16 protein-coding genes and 5 tRNA genes are annotated in these 16,655 nt (G+C 31.9%); all 21 read right to left on the reverse strand.

Annotated features, from left to right (window positions below):
- Window positions 1-36: 36 nt before the first annotated feature.
- Window positions 37-3,846: a DNA-directed RNA polymerase subunit beta gene (rpoB, locus tag Q0731_RS06430; protein ID WP_299061495.1), complete on the reverse strand. Its 3,810-nt coding sequence runs from the start codon at window positions 3,844-3,846 to the stop codon at window positions 37-39.
- 124 nt (window positions 3,847-3,970) lie between these two features.
- Window positions 3,971-4,348 (reverse strand): 50S ribosomal protein L7/L12, encoded by a 378-nt coding sequence (gene rplL / locus Q0731_RS06435; protein ID WP_299061498.1) that lies wholly within the window; start codon window positions 4,346-4,348, stop codon window positions 3,971-3,973.
- Between the two features lie 50 nt (window positions 4,349-4,398).
- A complete protein-coding gene (gene rplJ, locus Q0731_RS06440) occupies window positions 4,399-4,914 on the reverse strand; it encodes a 50S ribosomal protein L10 (RefSeq protein WP_299061501.1) in 516 nt (171 codons plus the stop codon).
- Window positions 4,915-4,933: 19 nt separating this feature from the next.
- Window positions 4,934-5,623 carry a 50S ribosomal protein L1 gene (rplA, locus tag Q0731_RS06445; protein WP_299061504.1) on the reverse strand — a complete coding sequence of 230 codons (690 nt, stop codon included), beginning with the start codon at window positions 5,621-5,623 and terminating at the stop codon, window positions 4,934-4,936.
- A gap of 20 nt (window positions 5,624-5,643) precedes the next feature.
- Window positions 5,644-6,081: a 50S ribosomal protein L11 gene (rplK, locus tag Q0731_RS06450; RefSeq protein ID WP_138534159.1), complete on the reverse strand. Its 438-nt coding sequence runs from the start codon at window positions 6,079-6,081 to the stop codon at window positions 5,644-5,646.
- A 74-nt stretch (window positions 6,082-6,155) separates the two neighbouring features.
- Window positions 6,156-6,707: a transcription termination/antitermination protein NusG gene (gene nusG / locus Q0731_RS06455; protein WP_299061544.1), complete on the reverse strand. Its 552-nt coding sequence runs from the start codon at window positions 6,705-6,707 to the stop codon at window positions 6,156-6,158.
- A gap of 2 nt (window positions 6,708-6,709) precedes the next feature.
- Window positions 6,710-6,904 (reverse strand): preprotein translocase subunit SecE, encoded by a 195-nt coding sequence (gene secE / locus Q0731_RS06460; protein ID WP_299061547.1) that lies wholly within the window; start codon window positions 6,902-6,904, stop codon window positions 6,710-6,712.
- Between the two features lie 20 nt (window positions 6,905-6,924).
- Window positions 6,925-6,996 (reverse strand) — tRNA-Trp (locus Q0731_RS06465).
- Window positions 6,997-7,076: 80 nt separating this feature from the next.
- Entirely contained in the window at window positions 7,077-8,264 is a 1,188-nt protein-coding gene (gene tuf / locus Q0731_RS06470) for an elongation factor Tu (protein ID WP_299061550.1), read from the reverse strand.
- Between the two features lie 57 nt (window positions 8,265-8,321).
- Window positions 8,322-8,394 (reverse strand) — tRNA-Thr (locus Q0731_RS06475).
- A 15-nt stretch (window positions 8,395-8,409) separates the two neighbouring features.
- Window positions 8,410-8,482: transfer RNA gene (locus Q0731_RS06480), tRNA-Gly, on the reverse strand.
- A gap of 16 nt (window positions 8,483-8,498) precedes the next feature.
- Window positions 8,499-8,580 (reverse strand) — tRNA-Tyr (locus Q0731_RS06485).
- A gap of 53 nt (window positions 8,581-8,633) precedes the next feature.
- Window positions 8,634-8,707 (reverse strand) — tRNA-Thr (locus tag Q0731_RS06490).
- 107 nt (window positions 8,708-8,814) lie between these two features.
- Window positions 8,815-9,123 carry a ribosome-associated translation inhibitor RaiA gene (raiA, locus tag Q0731_RS06495; protein ID WP_299061553.1) on the reverse strand — a complete coding sequence of 103 codons (309 nt, stop codon included), beginning with the start codon at window positions 9,121-9,123 and terminating at the stop codon, window positions 8,815-8,817.
- Window positions 9,124-9,126: 3 nt separating this feature from the next.
- Window positions 9,127-10,014, reverse strand: a complete 888-nt coding sequence (locus Q0731_RS06500; protein ID WP_299061556.1) for a tyrosine-type recombinase/integrase — start codon at window positions 10,012-10,014, stop codon at window positions 9,127-9,129.
- Between the two features lie 324 nt (window positions 10,015-10,338).
- The gene (rpsU, locus tag Q0731_RS06505; RefSeq protein ID WP_299061561.1) at window positions 10,339-10,536 is read right to left on the reverse strand and encodes a 30S ribosomal protein S21; all 198 of its coding nucleotides are present in this window, start codon (window positions 10,534-10,536) and stop codon (window positions 10,339-10,341) included.
- Window positions 10,537-10,906: 370 nt separating this feature from the next.
- Window positions 10,907-12,073, reverse strand: coding sequence for an acyl-CoA dehydrogenase family protein (locus tag Q0731_RS06510; protein WP_299061564.1), 1,167 nt, complete (start codon window positions 12,071-12,073; stop codon window positions 10,907-10,909).
- A 21-nt stretch (window positions 12,074-12,094) separates the two neighbouring features.
- Window positions 12,095-12,988 (reverse strand): helix-hairpin-helix domain-containing protein, encoded by an 894-nt coding sequence (locus Q0731_RS06515; RefSeq protein WP_299061567.1) that lies wholly within the window; start codon window positions 12,986-12,988, stop codon window positions 12,095-12,097.
- A gap of 16 nt (window positions 12,989-13,004) precedes the next feature.
- Window positions 13,005-14,609: an alanine/glycine:cation symporter family protein gene (locus tag Q0731_RS06520; protein ID WP_299061570.1), complete on the reverse strand. Its 1,605-nt coding sequence runs from the start codon at window positions 14,607-14,609 to the stop codon at window positions 13,005-13,007.
- Window positions 14,610-14,694: 85 nt separating this feature from the next.
- Complete coding sequence (locus tag Q0731_RS06525; protein ID WP_299061573.1) at window positions 14,695-15,594, reverse strand: SDR family oxidoreductase; 900 nt, start codon at window positions 15,592-15,594, stop codon at window positions 14,695-14,697.
- 61 nt (window positions 15,595-15,655) lie between these two features.
- The gene (locus Q0731_RS06530; protein ID WP_299061576.1) at window positions 15,656-16,654 is read right to left on the reverse strand and encodes a TrkA family potassium uptake protein; all 999 of its coding nucleotides are present in this window, start codon (window positions 16,652-16,654) and stop codon (window positions 15,656-15,658) included.
- Between the last annotated feature and the right edge of the window lies 1 nt (window position 16,655).

Consider the following 16,655-nt stretch of genomic DNA (forward strand, 5'->3'; position numbering starts at 1 on the left):
CGAATTGCTTAAAAATACTGAGACTGTTTACTAAATTTATTCTTCTAATCTAACGTCTAAACCTAAACCTTTCAGTTCATGCATTAATACGTTAAATGATTCTGGTAAACCTGGTTCTGGCATTGTTTCACCTTTCACAATACTTTCGTATGTTTTAGCTCTACCCATAACATCATCAGATTTTACAGTTAAGATTTCTCTTAAAATACTTGATGCTCCATATGCTTCTAATGCCCAAACTTCCATCTCTCCAAAACGCTGACCACCAAATTGTGCTTTACCACCTAATGGTTGTTGTGTAATTAATGAATAAGGACCAATAGAACGTGCGTGCATTTTGTCTTCAATCATATGTCCTAACTTAATCATATAAATGATACCAACTGTTGCTGGCTGATCAAAACGTTTTCCAGTTCCACCATCATATAAATACGTATGTCCAAATCTTGGCACACCTGCTTCATCTGTTATTCCATTGATTTGGTCTAAAGAAGCTCCATCGAAAATTGGTGTTGCATATTTAGTTCCTAATTTTTGACCTGCCCAACCAAGAACAGTTTCATAAATCTGACCAATGTTCATACGAGAAGGTACACCTAATGGATTTAATACAATATCAACTGGTGTTCCGTCTTCTAAGAAAGGCATGTCTTCTGCTCTTACAATACGAGCAACAATACCCTTGTTACCATGACGACCTGCCATTTTATCACCTACTTTTAATTTACGCTTTTTAGCGATGTAAACCTTTGCAAGTTTTAAAATTCCTGCTGGTAATTCATCACCTACAGAGATTGTAAATTTTTGACGACGTAAAGAACCTTGTAAATCGTTTACTTTAATTTTATAGTTGTGTACTAACTCACCTACAGAATTATTTAAGTCTTTATCAGTTGTCCAAGAACCTGTTAAATGAACATAATCATCAACAGAGTTTAACATTTTTTGAGTATATTTTTTACCTTTAGGTAATACTTCCTCCCCTAAATCATTAAATACTCCTTGTGATGTTTTACCGCTTATTAATGTAAATAATTTTTCAATTAATACATCTTTTAAACTTTCAAACTTAGAAACAAAAGAAGATTCTAAAGCAACAATAGCTTCTTTATCTCTTAATCTCTTGTTCTTATCTTTAACAGCTCTTTTAAATAATTTTTTATCAATTACTACACCTCTTAATGATGGAGAAGCTTTTAATGATGCATCTTTAACATCACCTGCTTTATCACCAAAAATGGCACGTAATAATTTTTCTTCTGGCGTTGGATCAGATTCTCCTTTAGGTGTAATCTTACCAATTAAGATATCACCAGGATTTACTTCTGCACCAATTCTAATCATTCCATTTTCATCTAAATCTTTAGTGGCTTCTTCAGAAACGTTAGGAATATCATTAGTTAACTCTTCAGTTCCTAATTTTGTATCTCTTACGTCTAAAGAATACTCATCAATATGAATAGATGTAAATATATCTTCACGAACAACTTTTTCTGAAATAACAATTGCATCCTCAAAGTTATACCCTTTCCAAGGCATAAAGGCTACTTTCATATTTCTACCTAAAGCAAGTTCTCCTTTTTGTGTTGCATACCCTTCACAAAGAACTTGTCCTTCTTCAACTCTATCTCCTTTTTCTACAATCGGTTTTAAGTTGATGTTTGTTCCTTGATTGGTTTTTCTAAATTTAATTAAGTTGTAAGAAACTTCATCAGAATCAAAACTTACTTGTTTTTCTTCTTCAGTCCTATCGTACTTAATTGTAATTTTATTAGCATCTACATAAGTTACCTCTCCTGCTCCTTCTGCATTGATTAAGATACGAGAATCTTTAGCGACTCTACGTTCTAAACCTGTTCCAACAATTGGAGATTCTGGTCTTAATAATGGTACTGCTTGACGCATCATGTTAGATCCCATCAAAGCTCTATTGGCATCATCATGTTCTAAGAAAGGAATTAAAGATGCAGATATAGAAGCAATCTGGTTTGGAGCAACATCCATCAAATTAATATCATCTGGTGTAACTACAGGGAAATCTCCTTCTTCACGAGCAATAACTCTATCAAGAACAATACTACCATCTTTATTTAACTCTAAATTAGATTGGGCAGTTTTCATACCTTCTTCTTCTTCAGCACTTAAATAAATAGGATCCTCTGTTGATACAACTCCTTTATCTACTTTTCTATATGGAGTCTCAATAAAACCTAAGTTATTCACTTTTGCAAAAACTGCCAAAGATGAAATTAAACCAATATTTGGTCCCTCTGGAGTTTCAATAGGACATAAACGTCCATAATGAGTATAGTGAACATCACGCACCTCAAATCCAGCTCTTTCTCTTGATAAACCACCTGGTCCAAGTGCAGATAATCTACGCTTGTGCGTAATCTCTGCTAATGGATTGGTTTGATCCATAAATTGAGACAATTGATTTGTCCCAAAGAATGAGTTAATAACAGATGATAATGTTTTAGCATTAATCAAATCGATAGGTGTAAACACCTCGTTATCACGTACATTCATACGCTCACGAATTGTTCTTGCCATACGAGCTAAACCAACACCAAACTGACCTGCTAATTGCTCACCAACAGTTCTAACACGTCTATTAGATAAGTGATCAATATCATCAACTTCTGCTTTAGAGTTAATTAATTCGATTAAATATTTAATAATCGTTATAATATCTAACTTAGTTAATACTTTTTGATCAATTGGTTCATTTAACTGAAGCTTCGTGTTCATTCTAAAACGACCAACTTCACCTAAATTATATCTCTGTTCAGAAAAGAATAACTTGTCAATAATACCTCTTGCTGTCTCTTCATCTGGCGGCTCAGCATTACGTAATTGTCTATAGATATGTTCTACTGCTTCTTTTTCAGAATTGGTAGGATCTTTTTGTAATGTATTATGAATAATAGCATAATCTGCCATGTCAGTATCTTCTTTATGAAGTAAAACTGTTTTAGCACCTGCTTCTATTATTTCATCAATATGTTCTTTTTCTAAAATTGTATCACGATCAAAAATAATTTCATTTCTTTCTATGGATACAACTTCTCCAGTATCTTCATCAACAAAATCTTCATGCCAAGTTTTTAAAACTCTTGCAGCTAATTTACGACCTAATACTTTTTTTAATCCAGCTTTAGAAACTTTCACTTCCTCTGCAAGATCAAAAATTTCTAAAATGTCTTTATCTCTTTCAAAACCAATAGCTCTGAATAATGTTGTTACAGGTAATTTTTTCTTTCTATCAATATAAGCATACATTACTTGATTGATATCAGTTGCAAATTCTATCCAAGAACCTTTAAAAGGAATTACTCTTGCTGAATATAATTTTGTACCATTTGCATGGAATGATTGTCCAAAGAATACACCTGGTGATCTGTGTAATTGAGAAACCACAACACGTTCTGCTCCATTTATTACAAAAGTACCAGAATTGGTCATATAAGGAATTGTACCAAGATAAACATCTTGTACAATAGTTTCGAAATCTTCGTGTTCTGGATCTGTACAGTATAGTTTTAGACGTGCTTTTAAAGGCACACTATGTGTAAGACCTCTTTCAATACATTCTTGAATAGAATATCTTGGTGGATCTACAAAGTAATCTAAAAATTCTAATACAAATTGATTTCTTGTATCAGTAATAGGAAAGTTATCCATAAAGGTTTTGTACAAACCTTCTTCACCTCTTTCTTCTGCTTTCGTTTGAAGTTGGAAAAAATCTTGAAAAGATTTTACCTGAATATCCAAGAAATCTGGATACTCTTTTATCATTTGAGAAGTAGCGAAGTTGATTCTTTCAGTAGTGTTTTTCGTTGCCAAAAGAGAATATTTTTTTGATTAAAATAAAAAACGAATATATACACAAAATGGTTTAGGCCTAAAAACAATAGTTTTTAGTACCTAAACCTAAATTTGTTTTCCCGTTTTAAACGGGAGTAATAATTTACTTAAGCTCTACTTCAGCTCCAGCTTCTTCTAAAGATTTTTTAAGACCTTCAGCCTCTTCTTTAGTTACACCTTCTTTAACTGGTGCTGGTGCGCTATCAACGATACCTTTAGCTTCTTTTAATCCTAAACCAGTTAATTCTTTAACTAATTTTACAACTGCTAATTTAGAACCACCTGCTGCTTTTAAGATTACATCAAATTCAGTTTGCTCATCTGCACCACCTGCGTCTCCACCTGCTGCTGGACCTGCTACTGCTACAGCTGCTGCTGCTGGCTCAATACCATACTCATCTTTTAAAATAGTAGCTAATTCATTAACTTCTTTTACTGATAAGTTAACTAATTGCTCTGCGAAATCTTTTAATTCTGCCATTTTAATTGTTTTTAAAAATTTTGTTTATTATTGTTTATTTGTGCGCGTACTTATTTTTCAGATAAGGTTTTAATGATACCTGAAAGTGTTTGACCACCTGATTGTAATGCTGAAATAACATTCTTAGCTGGTGATTGTAATAATCCAATGATTTCTCCAATAAGCTCTTCTCTAGATTTAATATCTACTAAAGCATCTAATTGATCATCTCCAATATATATAGACTCTTCAGCAAAAGCTCCCTTTAATAAAGGTTTCTTAGATTTTTTTCTGAATTCTTTTATTAATTTTGCTGGAGCGTTTGCTGCTTCAGAAATTAACATTGATGTATTACCTTTTAATGTTGTTGGAAGCTCACCAAAATCTTTATCTGATGCTTCCATTGCCTTTGCAAGTAATGTATTTTTAACAACTGATAACTGAACACCCGCTTTAAAACAAGCTCTACGTAAATTAGAGGTAGTTTGAGCATCTAGTCCAGAAATATCTGCTAAATATAAAGTGTTAGTGTCTGCTAATACTGCTGTTAAATCTTGTATTACTTCTGATTTATCTTCTCTAGTCATGATTATAAGTTTTAACGTATTAAACAGCTTTCATATCAACAGCAATACTAGGACTCATTGTACTAGACATAAAAACGCTTTTTACATACGTTCCTTTTGATGTTGTTGGCTTCAATTTAATAATTGTTTGTATTAATTCGTTTGCATTTTCTTCAATTTTTTGAGCATCAAAAGACACTTTTCCAATTGCAGCATGAACAATACCAGTTTTATCAACTTTAAAGTCAATTTTACCAGCTTTTACATCTGAAACAGCTTTTGCAACATCCATAGTTACAGTACCTGTCTTTGGGTTAGGCATTAAACCTCTTGGCCCTAATACTCTACCTAAAGGACCTAGTTTTCCCATTACACTTGGCATGGTAATAATTACATCAACATCTGTCCATCCTCCTTTAATTTTTTGAAGGTACTCATCTAACCCAACATAATCTGCACCTGCTGCTGTAGCTTCTGCTTCTTTATCTGGTGTTACTAATGCTAAAACTTTTACATCTTTACCTGTTCCATGTGGTAATGTAACAACACCACGAACCATTTGATTTGCTTTACGAGGATCTACTCCTAAACGTATCGCTAAATCTACTGATGCATCAAACTTTACGTTAGTAATGTCTTTGACTAGCGCTGAAGCTGCTGCTAAATCATAAGATTTAGAGCTATCTACTTTTGCGTAAGCTTCTTTTTGCTTTTTTGTTAATTTTGCCATTTTACTACTTTTTATAAAGTTTATGCTGGTGCATTACCTTTTACTGTTAATCCCATAGAACGTGCTGTACCTGCAATCATACGCATTGCTGAAGAAACTTCAAAGGCATTTAAATCTACCATTTTGTCTTCTGCAATTACTTTAATTTGATCCCAAGTAACTGATGCTACTTTTTTCCTGTTTGGTTCTCCTGAACCCTTTTTAATTTTGGCCGCTTCTAGTAACTGAACTGCTGCAGGAGGAGTTTTTACAAGAAAATCAAATGATTTATCTTTGAAAACAGTAATAACAACCGGTAAAACTTTACCTTGTTTGTCTTGCGTTCTTGCATTAAACTGTTTACAGAACTCCATAATGTTAACACCAGCAGCTCCTAAAGCGGGTCCAACCGGCGGCGATGGATTCGCTGCGCCTCCCCTTACTTGTAACTTAACTACTTTACTAACTTCTTTTGCCATTTTAAAATGTTTAATGATTTATTAATTGTTGGAAGCCAAAAAATAAATCGGTATTATATATACTTGTGTAACAATTATATTTTTTCTACTTGCATGTAACTTAATTCTAATGGTGTTTTTCTACCAAAAATTTTCACCATTACTTCAAGTTTACGTTTTTCTTCGTTTACTTTTTCAATAACACCATCAAATCCGTTAAAAGGACCATCAACTACTTTTACTGTTTCTCCTGTATCGAAAGGAATTGCAATATTTTCGTCCTGAATTGAAAGCTCGTCAACTTTACCTAACATTCTGTTAACTTCAGATTTTCTCATAGGGACAGGTTCACCACCTTTTGTTTCTCCTAAAAACCCAATAACACCTGTAATTCCTTTAATAACGTGAGGTACTTCTCCTGAAAGGTTTGCTTCAACCATTATATAACCTGGAAAAAAAGCTCTTTCTCTATTTACTTTTTTACCATTTCTAATTTGGATAACTTTTTCAGTAGGAACAATTACCTGACTTACATAATCAGACAAACCTACTCTAGAAATTTCAGTTTCTATATAAGTTTTCACTTTATTCTCTTGTCCTCCTATGGCTCTTACAACATACCATTTCATCACTGAATCTGTTGCCATAATTAGTTAGCGAATATTTTAAAAAAGTTATCTAATCCTGTTTGAAAAACATAATCTATACCAGCTACAGCTAATGCAAATGCAATTGTAAAAACAGCTACAGTAACCGTTGTTTTTTGAGCTTCTTCTTTAGTAACCCAAGTCATATGGTTACTTAATTCCTCAAAAGAATCTTTGATATATTGTATGAATTTCATTTTACTTTTATATTTTGTTGCACGGGCGGAGAGATTCGAACTCCCGACAGCTGGTTTTGGAGACCAGTGCTCTACCGCTGAACTACGCCCGTTTCTTATTTTCATTGATAAAGGCGTCCCGTTAAAAACGGAACACCCTTATAATTTATTAATCAGTAAATTAATATAAATATTAATCTAATAACTCAGTTACCTGACCTGCACCTACAGTTCTACCTCCTTCACGAATTGCAAAACGCAAACCTACGTTTAATGCAATTGGTTGATGTAAATCTACAGTTATAGTTAAGTTATCACCTGGCATTACCATTTCAACTCCTGAAGGCAAGTTAATAGTACCTGTTACATCCGTTGTTCTAACATAGAACTGAGGACGATAGTTGTTATGGAATGGTGTGTGACGTCCACCTTCTTCTTTTTTAAGAACATATACTTCTGCTTTAAACTTAGCATGTGGAGTTACAGAACCTGGCTTACAGATTACCATTCCTCTTTTAATATCTTCTTTTGCAATACCTCTTAATAAGATACCTGCGTTATCACCAGCCTCACCTCTATCTAATATTTGACGGAACATTTCAATACCTGTAATAGTAGAAACCATTTTCTCAGCTCCCATACCAATAATATCAACTGCGTCTCCTGTATTTGCAATACCAGTCTCAATACGACCTGTTGCTACAGTACCACGTCCAGTAATAGAAAATACATCTTCAACTGGCATTAAGAAATCTTTATCAACTTCTCTTAAAGGCTCTTCAACCCAAGCATCAACTTGTTCCATTAACTCTAAAACAGTATCAACCCATTTTTGCTCACCATTTAAGGCACCTAAAGCAGAACCAGCAACAACTGGCCCATTGTCTCCATCATACTCATAGAAAGAAAGTAATTCTCTTACCTCCATATCTACTAATTCGATTAACTCTTCATCATCAACCATATCCACTTTATTCATGAATACAACAATACGAGGAATACCAACCTGACGTCCTAATAAAATATGCTCTCTTGTTTGTGGCATCGGACCATCAGTCGCAGCAACCACTAAAATAGCACCATCCATTTGAGCAGCACCAGTAACCATGTTCTTTACGTAATCCGCGTGACCTGGACAGTCAACGTGAGCGTAGTGACGTTTAGCTGTTTGATACTCTACATGAGAAGTATTAATTGTGATACCTCTTTCTTTTTCTTCTGGAGCATTATCAATCTGATCAAAAGATCTAGCTTCTGAGAAACCTGCATCAGCTAATACTTTAGTAATAGCCGCAGTTAAAGTTGTTTTACCGTGATCTACGTGTCCGATAGTACCAATGTTTAAGTGTGGTTTCGAACGGTCAAAAGTTCCTTTTGCCATAATTATTAATTTTTATTCTAGGTTAAATATGTTAATGTGTACTAATCGTTTTAAATGAGCCAGCGATGGGATTTGAACCCACGACCTCATCCCTACCAAGGATGCGCTCTACCAACTGAGCTACACCGGCTTGTTGATAATATTGAGCGAAAGACCGGGTTCGAACCGGCGACATTCAGCTTGGAAGGCTGACGCTCTACCAACTGAGCTACTTTCGCAATAAATTGTAAATTGTGGGGAGAGCAGGATTCGAACCTGCGAAGACGTAGTCAACGGAGTTACAGTCCGTCCTCGTTGGCCGCTTGAGTATCTCCCCTTTAATTTACTATTTCAATGAACACAAATCACTTTCAAGATTTGTTACTTTTGAGCCGATGAAGGGACTCGAACCCCCGACCTGCTGATTACAAATCAGCTGCTCTAGCCAGCTGAGCTACATCGGCTTTTGTTATAAAAAAACAACCCGCTATTTCTAACGGATTGCAAATGTATAAAGTTTTTTTAAATTCTAAAACATTTTGTAATTATTTTTTTGCTTTTTTTTCAATATTTATGAAATTAAGGAATCTCGGTGTTTTTCTTTAGATCTTTTTAACTGTCTTTTTAAGTTATCAACAGCAGCATTAACGCCTTCTTCAAAGGTTTTTGTTTCTCTTTTTACGATTAATTCACTTCCCGGAATATTTACTTTTATTTCAGTTATTTTATTTTCTTTATCACTTGTATTTTGAACTTTTAGAAAAACTTCTGCATCTACTATCTTATCATGAAATTTTGTTAATGATGAAACTTTTGTTTCTACTAATTCAATTAACTTGTTATCTGCATTAAAATTTACCGATTGTGTGAATACTTTCATACGCTATTGCTTTTTATGGCTTCTAGGGTGAGCCTGATTATATACTTTTTTTAAAACATCAAGGCTATTTTGTGTGTAGACTTGAGTTGATGCTAAAGAAGAATGCCCTAACAACTCTTTAACGGAATTTAAATCTGCCCCTTCATTTAATAAATGTGTAGCGAAAGAATGCCTTAAAATATGTGGACTTTTTTTCTGCTTTGTAGAGACCTGACTAAAGTAAGAATTTATAATTCTGTAAACAAGGGTTTCATAAATTTTATTTCCTTTTTCTGTAATGAAAAGTTCATCTAAACCAATTTCAAATTCTTGTTTTAATACTAAATATTTTTTTACTGTTTGACTTACAGAACTTAACAAAGGAATGAAACGTTCTTTGTTTCTTTTGCCTAACACTTTTATTGTATTGTTTGATAAACTAACGTCTCGTTCTTTTAAATTTATAAGTTCTGCTCTTCTTATACCTGTTGAGTAAAACAGCTCTACAATTAACTTGTTTCTTATAGAAATAAAATCATCATTACTTTCAATATGATTGATTACATTATTTATTTCTTTTGAAGAAAAAGGCACTTGTACTTTTTTTTCAGTTTTTAAAGCTTTGTGTTTTGATAATGGATTACCATCTATTTGATGTGATTTCTGCAAAAACTTATAAAACGATTTTAAGGAACTTACTTTTCTATTGATCGTTCTGTTTGATATTTTAGCATCCACCAAAGTAACAATCCAACTTCTAATTTGGGGATAATGAACTTTTAAAATATTTTCTTGTTCATATTCTGTAACTAAAAAAGCTTTAAAAGATATTAAATCGTTTTTGTAGGCAGTAACTGTATGTACAGAATATTTTTTCTCTAATGCTAGGTATTCTAAAAAAGAATCAATCAAATTATTTTTAGTTGTAGGTTATTTGTAAAGCTACAAATTTTAGGACATAAAAAAAACTCGTAATACTTATAAATGCATTACGAGTTTGATATTCTTAAAAATTTAGTAGAGATCCCGCTAAAAAGCGGGATTAATTCAACTTACAAATTTTATTGATTCTTAATGGTTTATCTTGAATTACATCATAAAAAAAACTCGTAATACTTATAAATGCATTACGAGTTTGATATTCTTAAAAATTTAGTAGAGATCCCGCTAAAAAGCGGGATTAATTCAACTTACAAATTTATTTTCGTCCTTTGGACTCGATAAATTTGAGTTTCATTAACCTACTTCTTCTTGTGTTCTTAATTTTTGAACGTAAGACGCTTTAATTCTTTGAGCTCTTTTAGCTACTGATGGCTTTGTAAACGTTTTTCTGTTTTGTAAGCTTCTCTTTGTCTTGGTTCTGTCGAATTTTCTCTTATAACGTTTTAACGCTCTATCGATATTCTCTCCTTCTTTGATTGGTATAATTAACATGAGTTGGCACCTCCCTTCATAGTCTCTTTTATATTTTGAATAGTATTTAAACTATTGGTTTTATTTTTTGGACTGCAAATGTAATTATTAATTATGAATTACAAATTTTTTATCGATTTAATTTTTGAAGACGGATTTTGCGTTAGGGATTGAATGGTCTGTTTGAGCTCTCACGCTTTTTAGCGTGAAGCGAGTAATGAAAGCCCGACCTTTTTAGGGAACGCCCAAGTTAGCAATTAGCAATTAGCAATTAGCAATTAGCAATTAGCAAAATTAAATTTTTAACCTAAAAAACTAATTTTAAATTTAAAACTTTGTACCTTTTGCTACTTTGCAATTCTCAAACTTTAAAACTCTGAAGCCTTTTAATTTAGGTAACTGGTTTGTACTCTTTTTTATCAATAACCATTTTAGCGATAATCTCTTTTAAGATTTCTGAAGTCCCTCCTCCTATTGGCCCTAACCTACTATCTCTAAGTAAACGTGCCATTGGATATTCTTCCATATAACCATAACCGCCTAACATTTGTAATGCATCGTAAATTACCTCATCTGCCATTTTTGTAGAAAACAATTTTGACATACTGGCTTCTTTTACAACGTAAAAACCTCTTTCTAAACGATGTGTTATTGAATAATTATACTCCTTACACATGTCTATTTTACTAGCCATTTCTGCAATTTTGTGTCTTAGTGCTTGAAATTTATCTAAAGATTTGCCAAAAGAAACTCTTTCTTTCATATAGTCTAAGGCATAATCTAAAGCAAATTCTGCTCTTGCATGTGCATTTACACCCATTAGTAAGCGTTCTAGTGCAAAATGTTGCATAATATATCCAAAACCCTTGCCTTCTTCTCCCAGTAAATTTTCTGCTGGAATTTCTACATTATCAAATGCAATTTCTCCTGTATCAGAAGCTTTCCATCCTAATTTATCTAATTTAGTTGCAGAAAGTCCTTTGGAGTTTCTGTCTACAATAAAAATACTAATTCCGTTATACTTATCTGTAGTGTCAGTTTTTGCTGAAACGATTAAATAATCTGAATAGACTCCGTTTGTAATAAATGTTTTTGAACCATTTAAAATATAGGTATCTCCTTTTTTAACTGCGGTAGATAACATACCTGCAACATCTGAGCCTCCTGAAGGTTCTGTGATACATAAACAACCAATCATTTCTCCTGTTACACTTGGTGCTAAATATTTATTTTTTTGAAATTGATTTCCTTCTTTGTTTAAATGAGTCATCGCCAAATATTCATGTGCCCACATTGCAGCTGCAAAACCACCTGAATTGATTTTTTGCATTTCTTCTAAAAAAACAATAGTATAAAATAAATCTAAATCTAAACCACCAAATTCTTCTGGAGTGCTTAACCCAAAGTAGCCCATTTCTCCGAATTTCTTCCAAATAAAACGTTCTATTTTTCCATCTTTCTCCCATTTATTAATGTGAGGAACTACTTCTTTTTGCAAAAAATCTTTAAAACTAGCACGAAAAGCTTCGTGCTCTTCAGTAAAATACATACTGTTCATTATGATAGAAAATTTGTTGTGTTATTGAGCATACAAATATAAGACTATTCTATCATACAAGTCCAAAGGAAAATCTTTGATATTTTTTAATTCTGATATATTTTGAAGTTCTGCAACTTGATCACGATAATCAAAAATCTTTTTACAAAGTTGATAATCAATGTAAGGATTTTTCAATAACTGTTTGAATGTTACAGTATTTACATTTACTTTTTTGATGCTTGGTTTTTCTATAATTTTAAAGGTTGAAAGTACTTTATCTGCAACTTGTTTTTCTAAACCCCAAACTTCTAAAAGTTGTCTTTTAAATGAAAAACCTTGTAATTTAGAACGATACTTAATAATACGTTCTGAAAATACCTTTCCGATTCCGCTAATTGTTTGAAAATCTTTAGCAGTTGCTTTGTTAATGTCTGTTGTTGTACTTCGTTTTTTTGTGTAAGAATTTTGAATCTCAGATTGCTTTGTACCTAACAATGACGATTTTTTATTCTGATTTACAACCCAATCTGGAAATTTAAAATATGGAGAGATTTTATTGAGTAAAAAATCTGAAACATTTGTTACTTTTTGAAATTCTGATGTTGAATTGACAAATTTATTTGTTTTTCTAAAAGCGAGTAATTTATCTATCTCTAATAAAGACATGCCTAATTGCTCTGCTTTATAATCTGTTATATAATTGGGGTTAAAAGGGTATATTTTAGGTTTTTTGTTTTCTATTTCAATAGCTTTTAAACTGTCTATCTGTTGATGAAATGCTAAAACTTCTTTAGAGTTTAAATCTATTTCATTATCCGAAGAAAAATTAACAAAAACAATCATTGCTTGTAAAATGATTATAAGAATTGCTAAAAATAAAATCCCATTTCTTTGGCTTTTGTTGTACCAGAAATGAGATTTGAATATGTTCATTTTTTAGAATTTATTTTTAACTTTTATGACCTATAGCTTTTAAATACCTAACTAACTCTTGCTTTACCTTAGGTGCTAGTAATAGCAAACCAATAATATTAGGAAACACCATTGCAAATATCATTGCATCAGAAAATTCGATTACAGAGCCTAAACTAGAGGATGCACCAATTACAACAAAAATTAAAAATAATGCTTTGTAAGAAATATCTGAAATTTTACTTTTTCCGAATAAATATTTCCATCCTTGAATTCCGTAATAAGACCAAGAAAGCATGGTAGAAAAAGCAAATAGAATTACTGCAATTGTTAGCAAAATAGAAAAATTAGGTATTGCAGAATCAAAGGCTACAGAGGTTAAATCTACACCACCTAAATGCTCTCCTGTTGCATTCATAATTACATTTTTACCTTCATCTAAATTTGCATAATTAAATAAGTTACTTTTTAAATTAGTCACTACAATTACCAAGGCTGTCATTGTACAAATTACTACAGTGTCTACAAAAGGTCCTATTGAAGCTACAATACCCTCACTTGCAGGAAATTTTGTTTTCACTGCTGCATGAGCAATAGATGCAGAACCTACACCTGCTTCATTAGAAAAAGCGGCTCTTTGAAAACCAACAATCATTACCCCTATTAAACCACCAACAATTGAGGTTTGATTGAAAGCTCCATTCCAAATTTGCACTAAAGCATCTGGAATTATGGTAAAATTCATTGCAATAATTATTAAGGAAGCACCTACAAACATAATGCCCATAAAAGGAACTATTTTTTCAGTTACTTGCCCAATTCTTTTTATACCCCCAATAATTACAACACCCACCAAAACTGCCATTAAAACTCCAAATAAAAAACCAGAATCAAGACCAAAAAGTTGTTTGAATTGAGCTGTAGCTTGGTTAGACTGAAACATGTTTCCACCACCAAAAGAACCACCAACTACAAACACAGCATATAAACCTGCTAAAACTTTACCTATCCCTCCTAAATTCTTTTCTTTTAAACCTTTTCTCAGGTAGTACATTGGCCCTCCATATATTTTACCATCAGACCCAACTTCTCTGTATTTAACCCCTAAGGTAGCTTCTACTAATTTTGTAGACATTCCTAAAAAACCAGCAACTATCATCCAAATTGTAGCACCTGGGCCTCCAATTGCAATGGCAACTGCAACACCTGCAATATTACCTAAACCAACAGTTGCAGACAATGCAGCTGTTAGTGCCTGAAAATGGGTAACTTCTCCAATAACACCTTCTGCTTTTACAGTTTCAAAAATGTTACCTCCAGGAGTTGGATCACCTGCAACTTCTTCTACAGAATGATGATCAATTTCATCATAAGTTCCTTTAGTTGCTTTTATAGCAACACCTAATAAAGTGATGTTAGCAAACTTAAAATAAATTGTAAAAAATAACGCTCCTAATAATAGCACAATAATTACAATAGGAACAGGAATACCAACAATTGAAATTGGATAAAAAACTACTGAACTCACAGCATCTGCAAAAGGCTTAAATTTTGCTTCTATTTTTTCATCCATTGATAATTCTTGTGCAAATGTTAAAAATGGTACTGCTGAAAATAGCAATGAAAGCAGTTTTTTATTCATAATGTATTTTAATTAGTTGTTATAAGTTATTGCAATATGATAAAAAAATGTTCTTTTAACAACTTTAGATTGATAAAAGTAATTTTTAGACAATTGTTTTCTTAAATTTTTGCAAATCTTCTTTGAAACTTTTTGGGTAAAATTCTAAAATACTATTTGTTTTAGATAAATCGAAACCTGTTTTTGCAGGTCTTGGTGCAGTTTGGTTTAAAGTTGATGTGGAAATTGGTTTTATCAAACTTTTGTTTAAATGAAAAGCATCTGCAATTTGTTGTGTAATTTCATAAACACTTAATACCTCATTAGATGAAATATTAAAAATACCTTTTGCTTTTTTATCCATAGAAATCTTACAAGCCATTGCTAAATCTTCTACATAAGTAGGGCTTCTATACTGGTCATCAACAATTGTTATTTCTTTCCCTTTTTCTAGCATACTTTTAACCCAAAGTACAATATTGCCTCTACTCATGTCAAACACTTTTCCAAAAACTAAAATAGTTCTTAAAATAGTATAATCTATTTTTGAATTTGTTAAAATCTGTTCTGATTTTAATTTGGATACTCCGTAGTAACTTAATGGATTTGGAGTATCTGTTTCTTTATAATTTCCTTTTATTCCATCAAAAATAAAATCTGTAGAAATATGAATTAAATGTACATTTATGGTTGCTGAAACTTCTGCCAACCACTTAACAACAGTTACATTTAATAAGTCACAGGCTTCTTTATTGCCTTCACAATCATCAACCTGTGTCATTGCTGCTGTGTTAATAATAAAATTTGGCTGAATTTCTAAAATCGATTTTTTTAGATTTTCTTCATCCGTAATATCAATAGAAACATATTCAAAATCGTTTCTACCACTTCTGTTTTGTCCTCTTGAAAAACCAAAAACTTGGTAGGTATCTTTTTCTTGAAGTAATAGGTTTAATAATGATTGCCCCAATAAACCGTTACTTCCTGTAATAATTACTTTATTCATTTTTATTTTTCACTACTGATTAAAAGAAATAGATAATTGATGTTTCTAAAAAAAATCATTCTTAAAAAATTTCTCTCAATTTTATAATCTGTTCTGGTCTTCCTAAAACAATTAACTGAGAATTGGCGACTAATTTAATATCTGCCTCAGGGTTTATAATATATTCTTTATTAGGATTTCTAAAACCTATTACTGTACAACCAGTCTGACGCCTTAAATCTAAATCTAAAATAGTCATATTTATAAATTTTGATGGTAAATCGTTTACAGAAATTTCCTCTAAATTTGCAGTGGTTTCTCCTTCAATGGTTAATCTGTCTACAAATTCTATAACATCTGGAGTTGTAACTAAAGATGCCATGTGATCTCCACCTAATTTATCTGGCATAATTACATTGCTTGCTCCTGCAAACTTTAGTTTTTTATAAGAAGATTCGTTACCTGCTCTACTAATTATTGTACAATTTTTATTAAGTTGGCTTGCAGTTAAAACTACAAATAAATTGTCTGCATCAGAAGGTAAAGCCGTAATTAAAAAAGACGCATTTTCTATTCCTGCCTTTAATAAAGTTTCATCTAAAGTTGCATCTCCTTCTATATTTAGAATACCTTCAAAATCTAAACCTTCAATCATTTCTTTATTTTTTTCAACTACAACAAATTTTTTATTGTAGTTTCCTAATTTTAAAATAGCTTGTTTTCCGTTTCTACCAAAACCACAAACAATAGTATGATCTTTTAAATTACCAATTTGTTTTTCCACTTTTCTATGTTTAAAATGTTCAAAAAATCTGCCACTTACTAAATATTCAGAAAATGCAGAAACTGCATAACCAAAAACAGTAATACTTGTTAAAATTAAAAATATTGTAAAAATTTTTTCTTCAGGAGAAAATGGTCTTAACTCTCCAAAACCAACTGTTGTTACGGTTATAACAGTCATGTATAATGCATCAACTAAATTATAGTTAGAAAGCACCATATAACCAATTGTACCTATTGCAAAAATTAAAATAACTAATCCTGCAATTTTATTTATTTTAGATTTTAAAAATGCCATG

This window comes from uncultured Polaribacter sp., assembly GCF_947497695.1.
Lineage (GTDB): Bacteria > Bacteroidota > Bacteroidia > Flavobacteriales > Flavobacteriaceae > Polaribacter.

Excerpts from the sequence above, each read along its gene's own strand:
- Q0731_RS06525 (WP_299061573.1), bottom strand. The coding sequence starts at position 15,594 with ATGAATAAAGTAATTATTACAGGAAGTAACGGTTTATTGGGGCAATCA.
- rplL (WP_299061498.1), bottom strand. The coding sequence starts at position 4,348 with ATGGCAGAATTAAAAGATTTCGCAGAGCAATTAGTTAACTTATCAGTA.
- raiA (WP_299061553.1), bottom strand. The coding sequence starts at position 9,123 with ATGAAAGTATTCACACAATCGGTAAATTTTAATGCAGATAACAAGTTA.
- rplJ (WP_299061501.1), bottom strand. The coding sequence starts at position 4,914 with ATGACTAGAGAAGATAAATCAGAAGTAATACAAGATTTAACAGCAGTA.
- rpsU (WP_299061561.1), bottom strand. The coding sequence starts at position 10,536 with ATGTTAATTATACCAATCAAAGAAGGAGAGAATATCGATAGAGCGTTA.
- Q0731_RS06530 (WP_299061576.1), bottom strand. The coding sequence starts at position 16,654 with ATGGCATTTTTAAAATCTAAAATAAATAAAATTGCAGGATTAGTTATT.
- secE (WP_299061547.1), bottom strand. The coding sequence starts at position 6,904 with ATGAAATTCATACAATATATCAAAGATTCTTTTGAGGAATTAAGTAAC.
- rplA (WP_299061504.1), bottom strand. The coding sequence starts at position 5,623 with ATGGCAAAATTAACAAAAAAGCAAAAAGAAGCTTACGCAAAAGTAGAT.
- rplK (WP_138534159.1), bottom strand. The coding sequence starts at position 6,081 with ATGGCAAAAGAAGTTAGTAAAGTAGTTAAGTTACAAGTAAGGGGAGGC.
- Q0731_RS06520 (WP_299061570.1), bottom strand. The coding sequence starts at position 14,609 with ATGAATAAAAAACTGCTTTCATTGCTATTTTCAGCAGTACCATTTTTA.
- nusG (WP_299061544.1), bottom strand. The coding sequence starts at position 6,707 with ATGGCAACAGATTCAGTGATGAAATGGTATGTTGTAAGAGCCATAGGA.
- Q0731_RS06510 (WP_299061564.1), bottom strand. The coding sequence starts at position 12,073 with ATGAACAGTATGTATTTTACTGAAGAGCACGAAGCTTTTCGTGCTAGT.
- Q0731_RS06515 (WP_299061567.1), bottom strand. The coding sequence starts at position 12,988 with ATGAACATATTCAAATCTCATTTCTGGTACAACAAAAGCCAAAGAAAT.
- tuf (WP_299061550.1), bottom strand. The coding sequence starts at position 8,264 with ATGGCAAAAGGAACTTTTGACCGTTCGAAACCACACTTAAACATTGGT.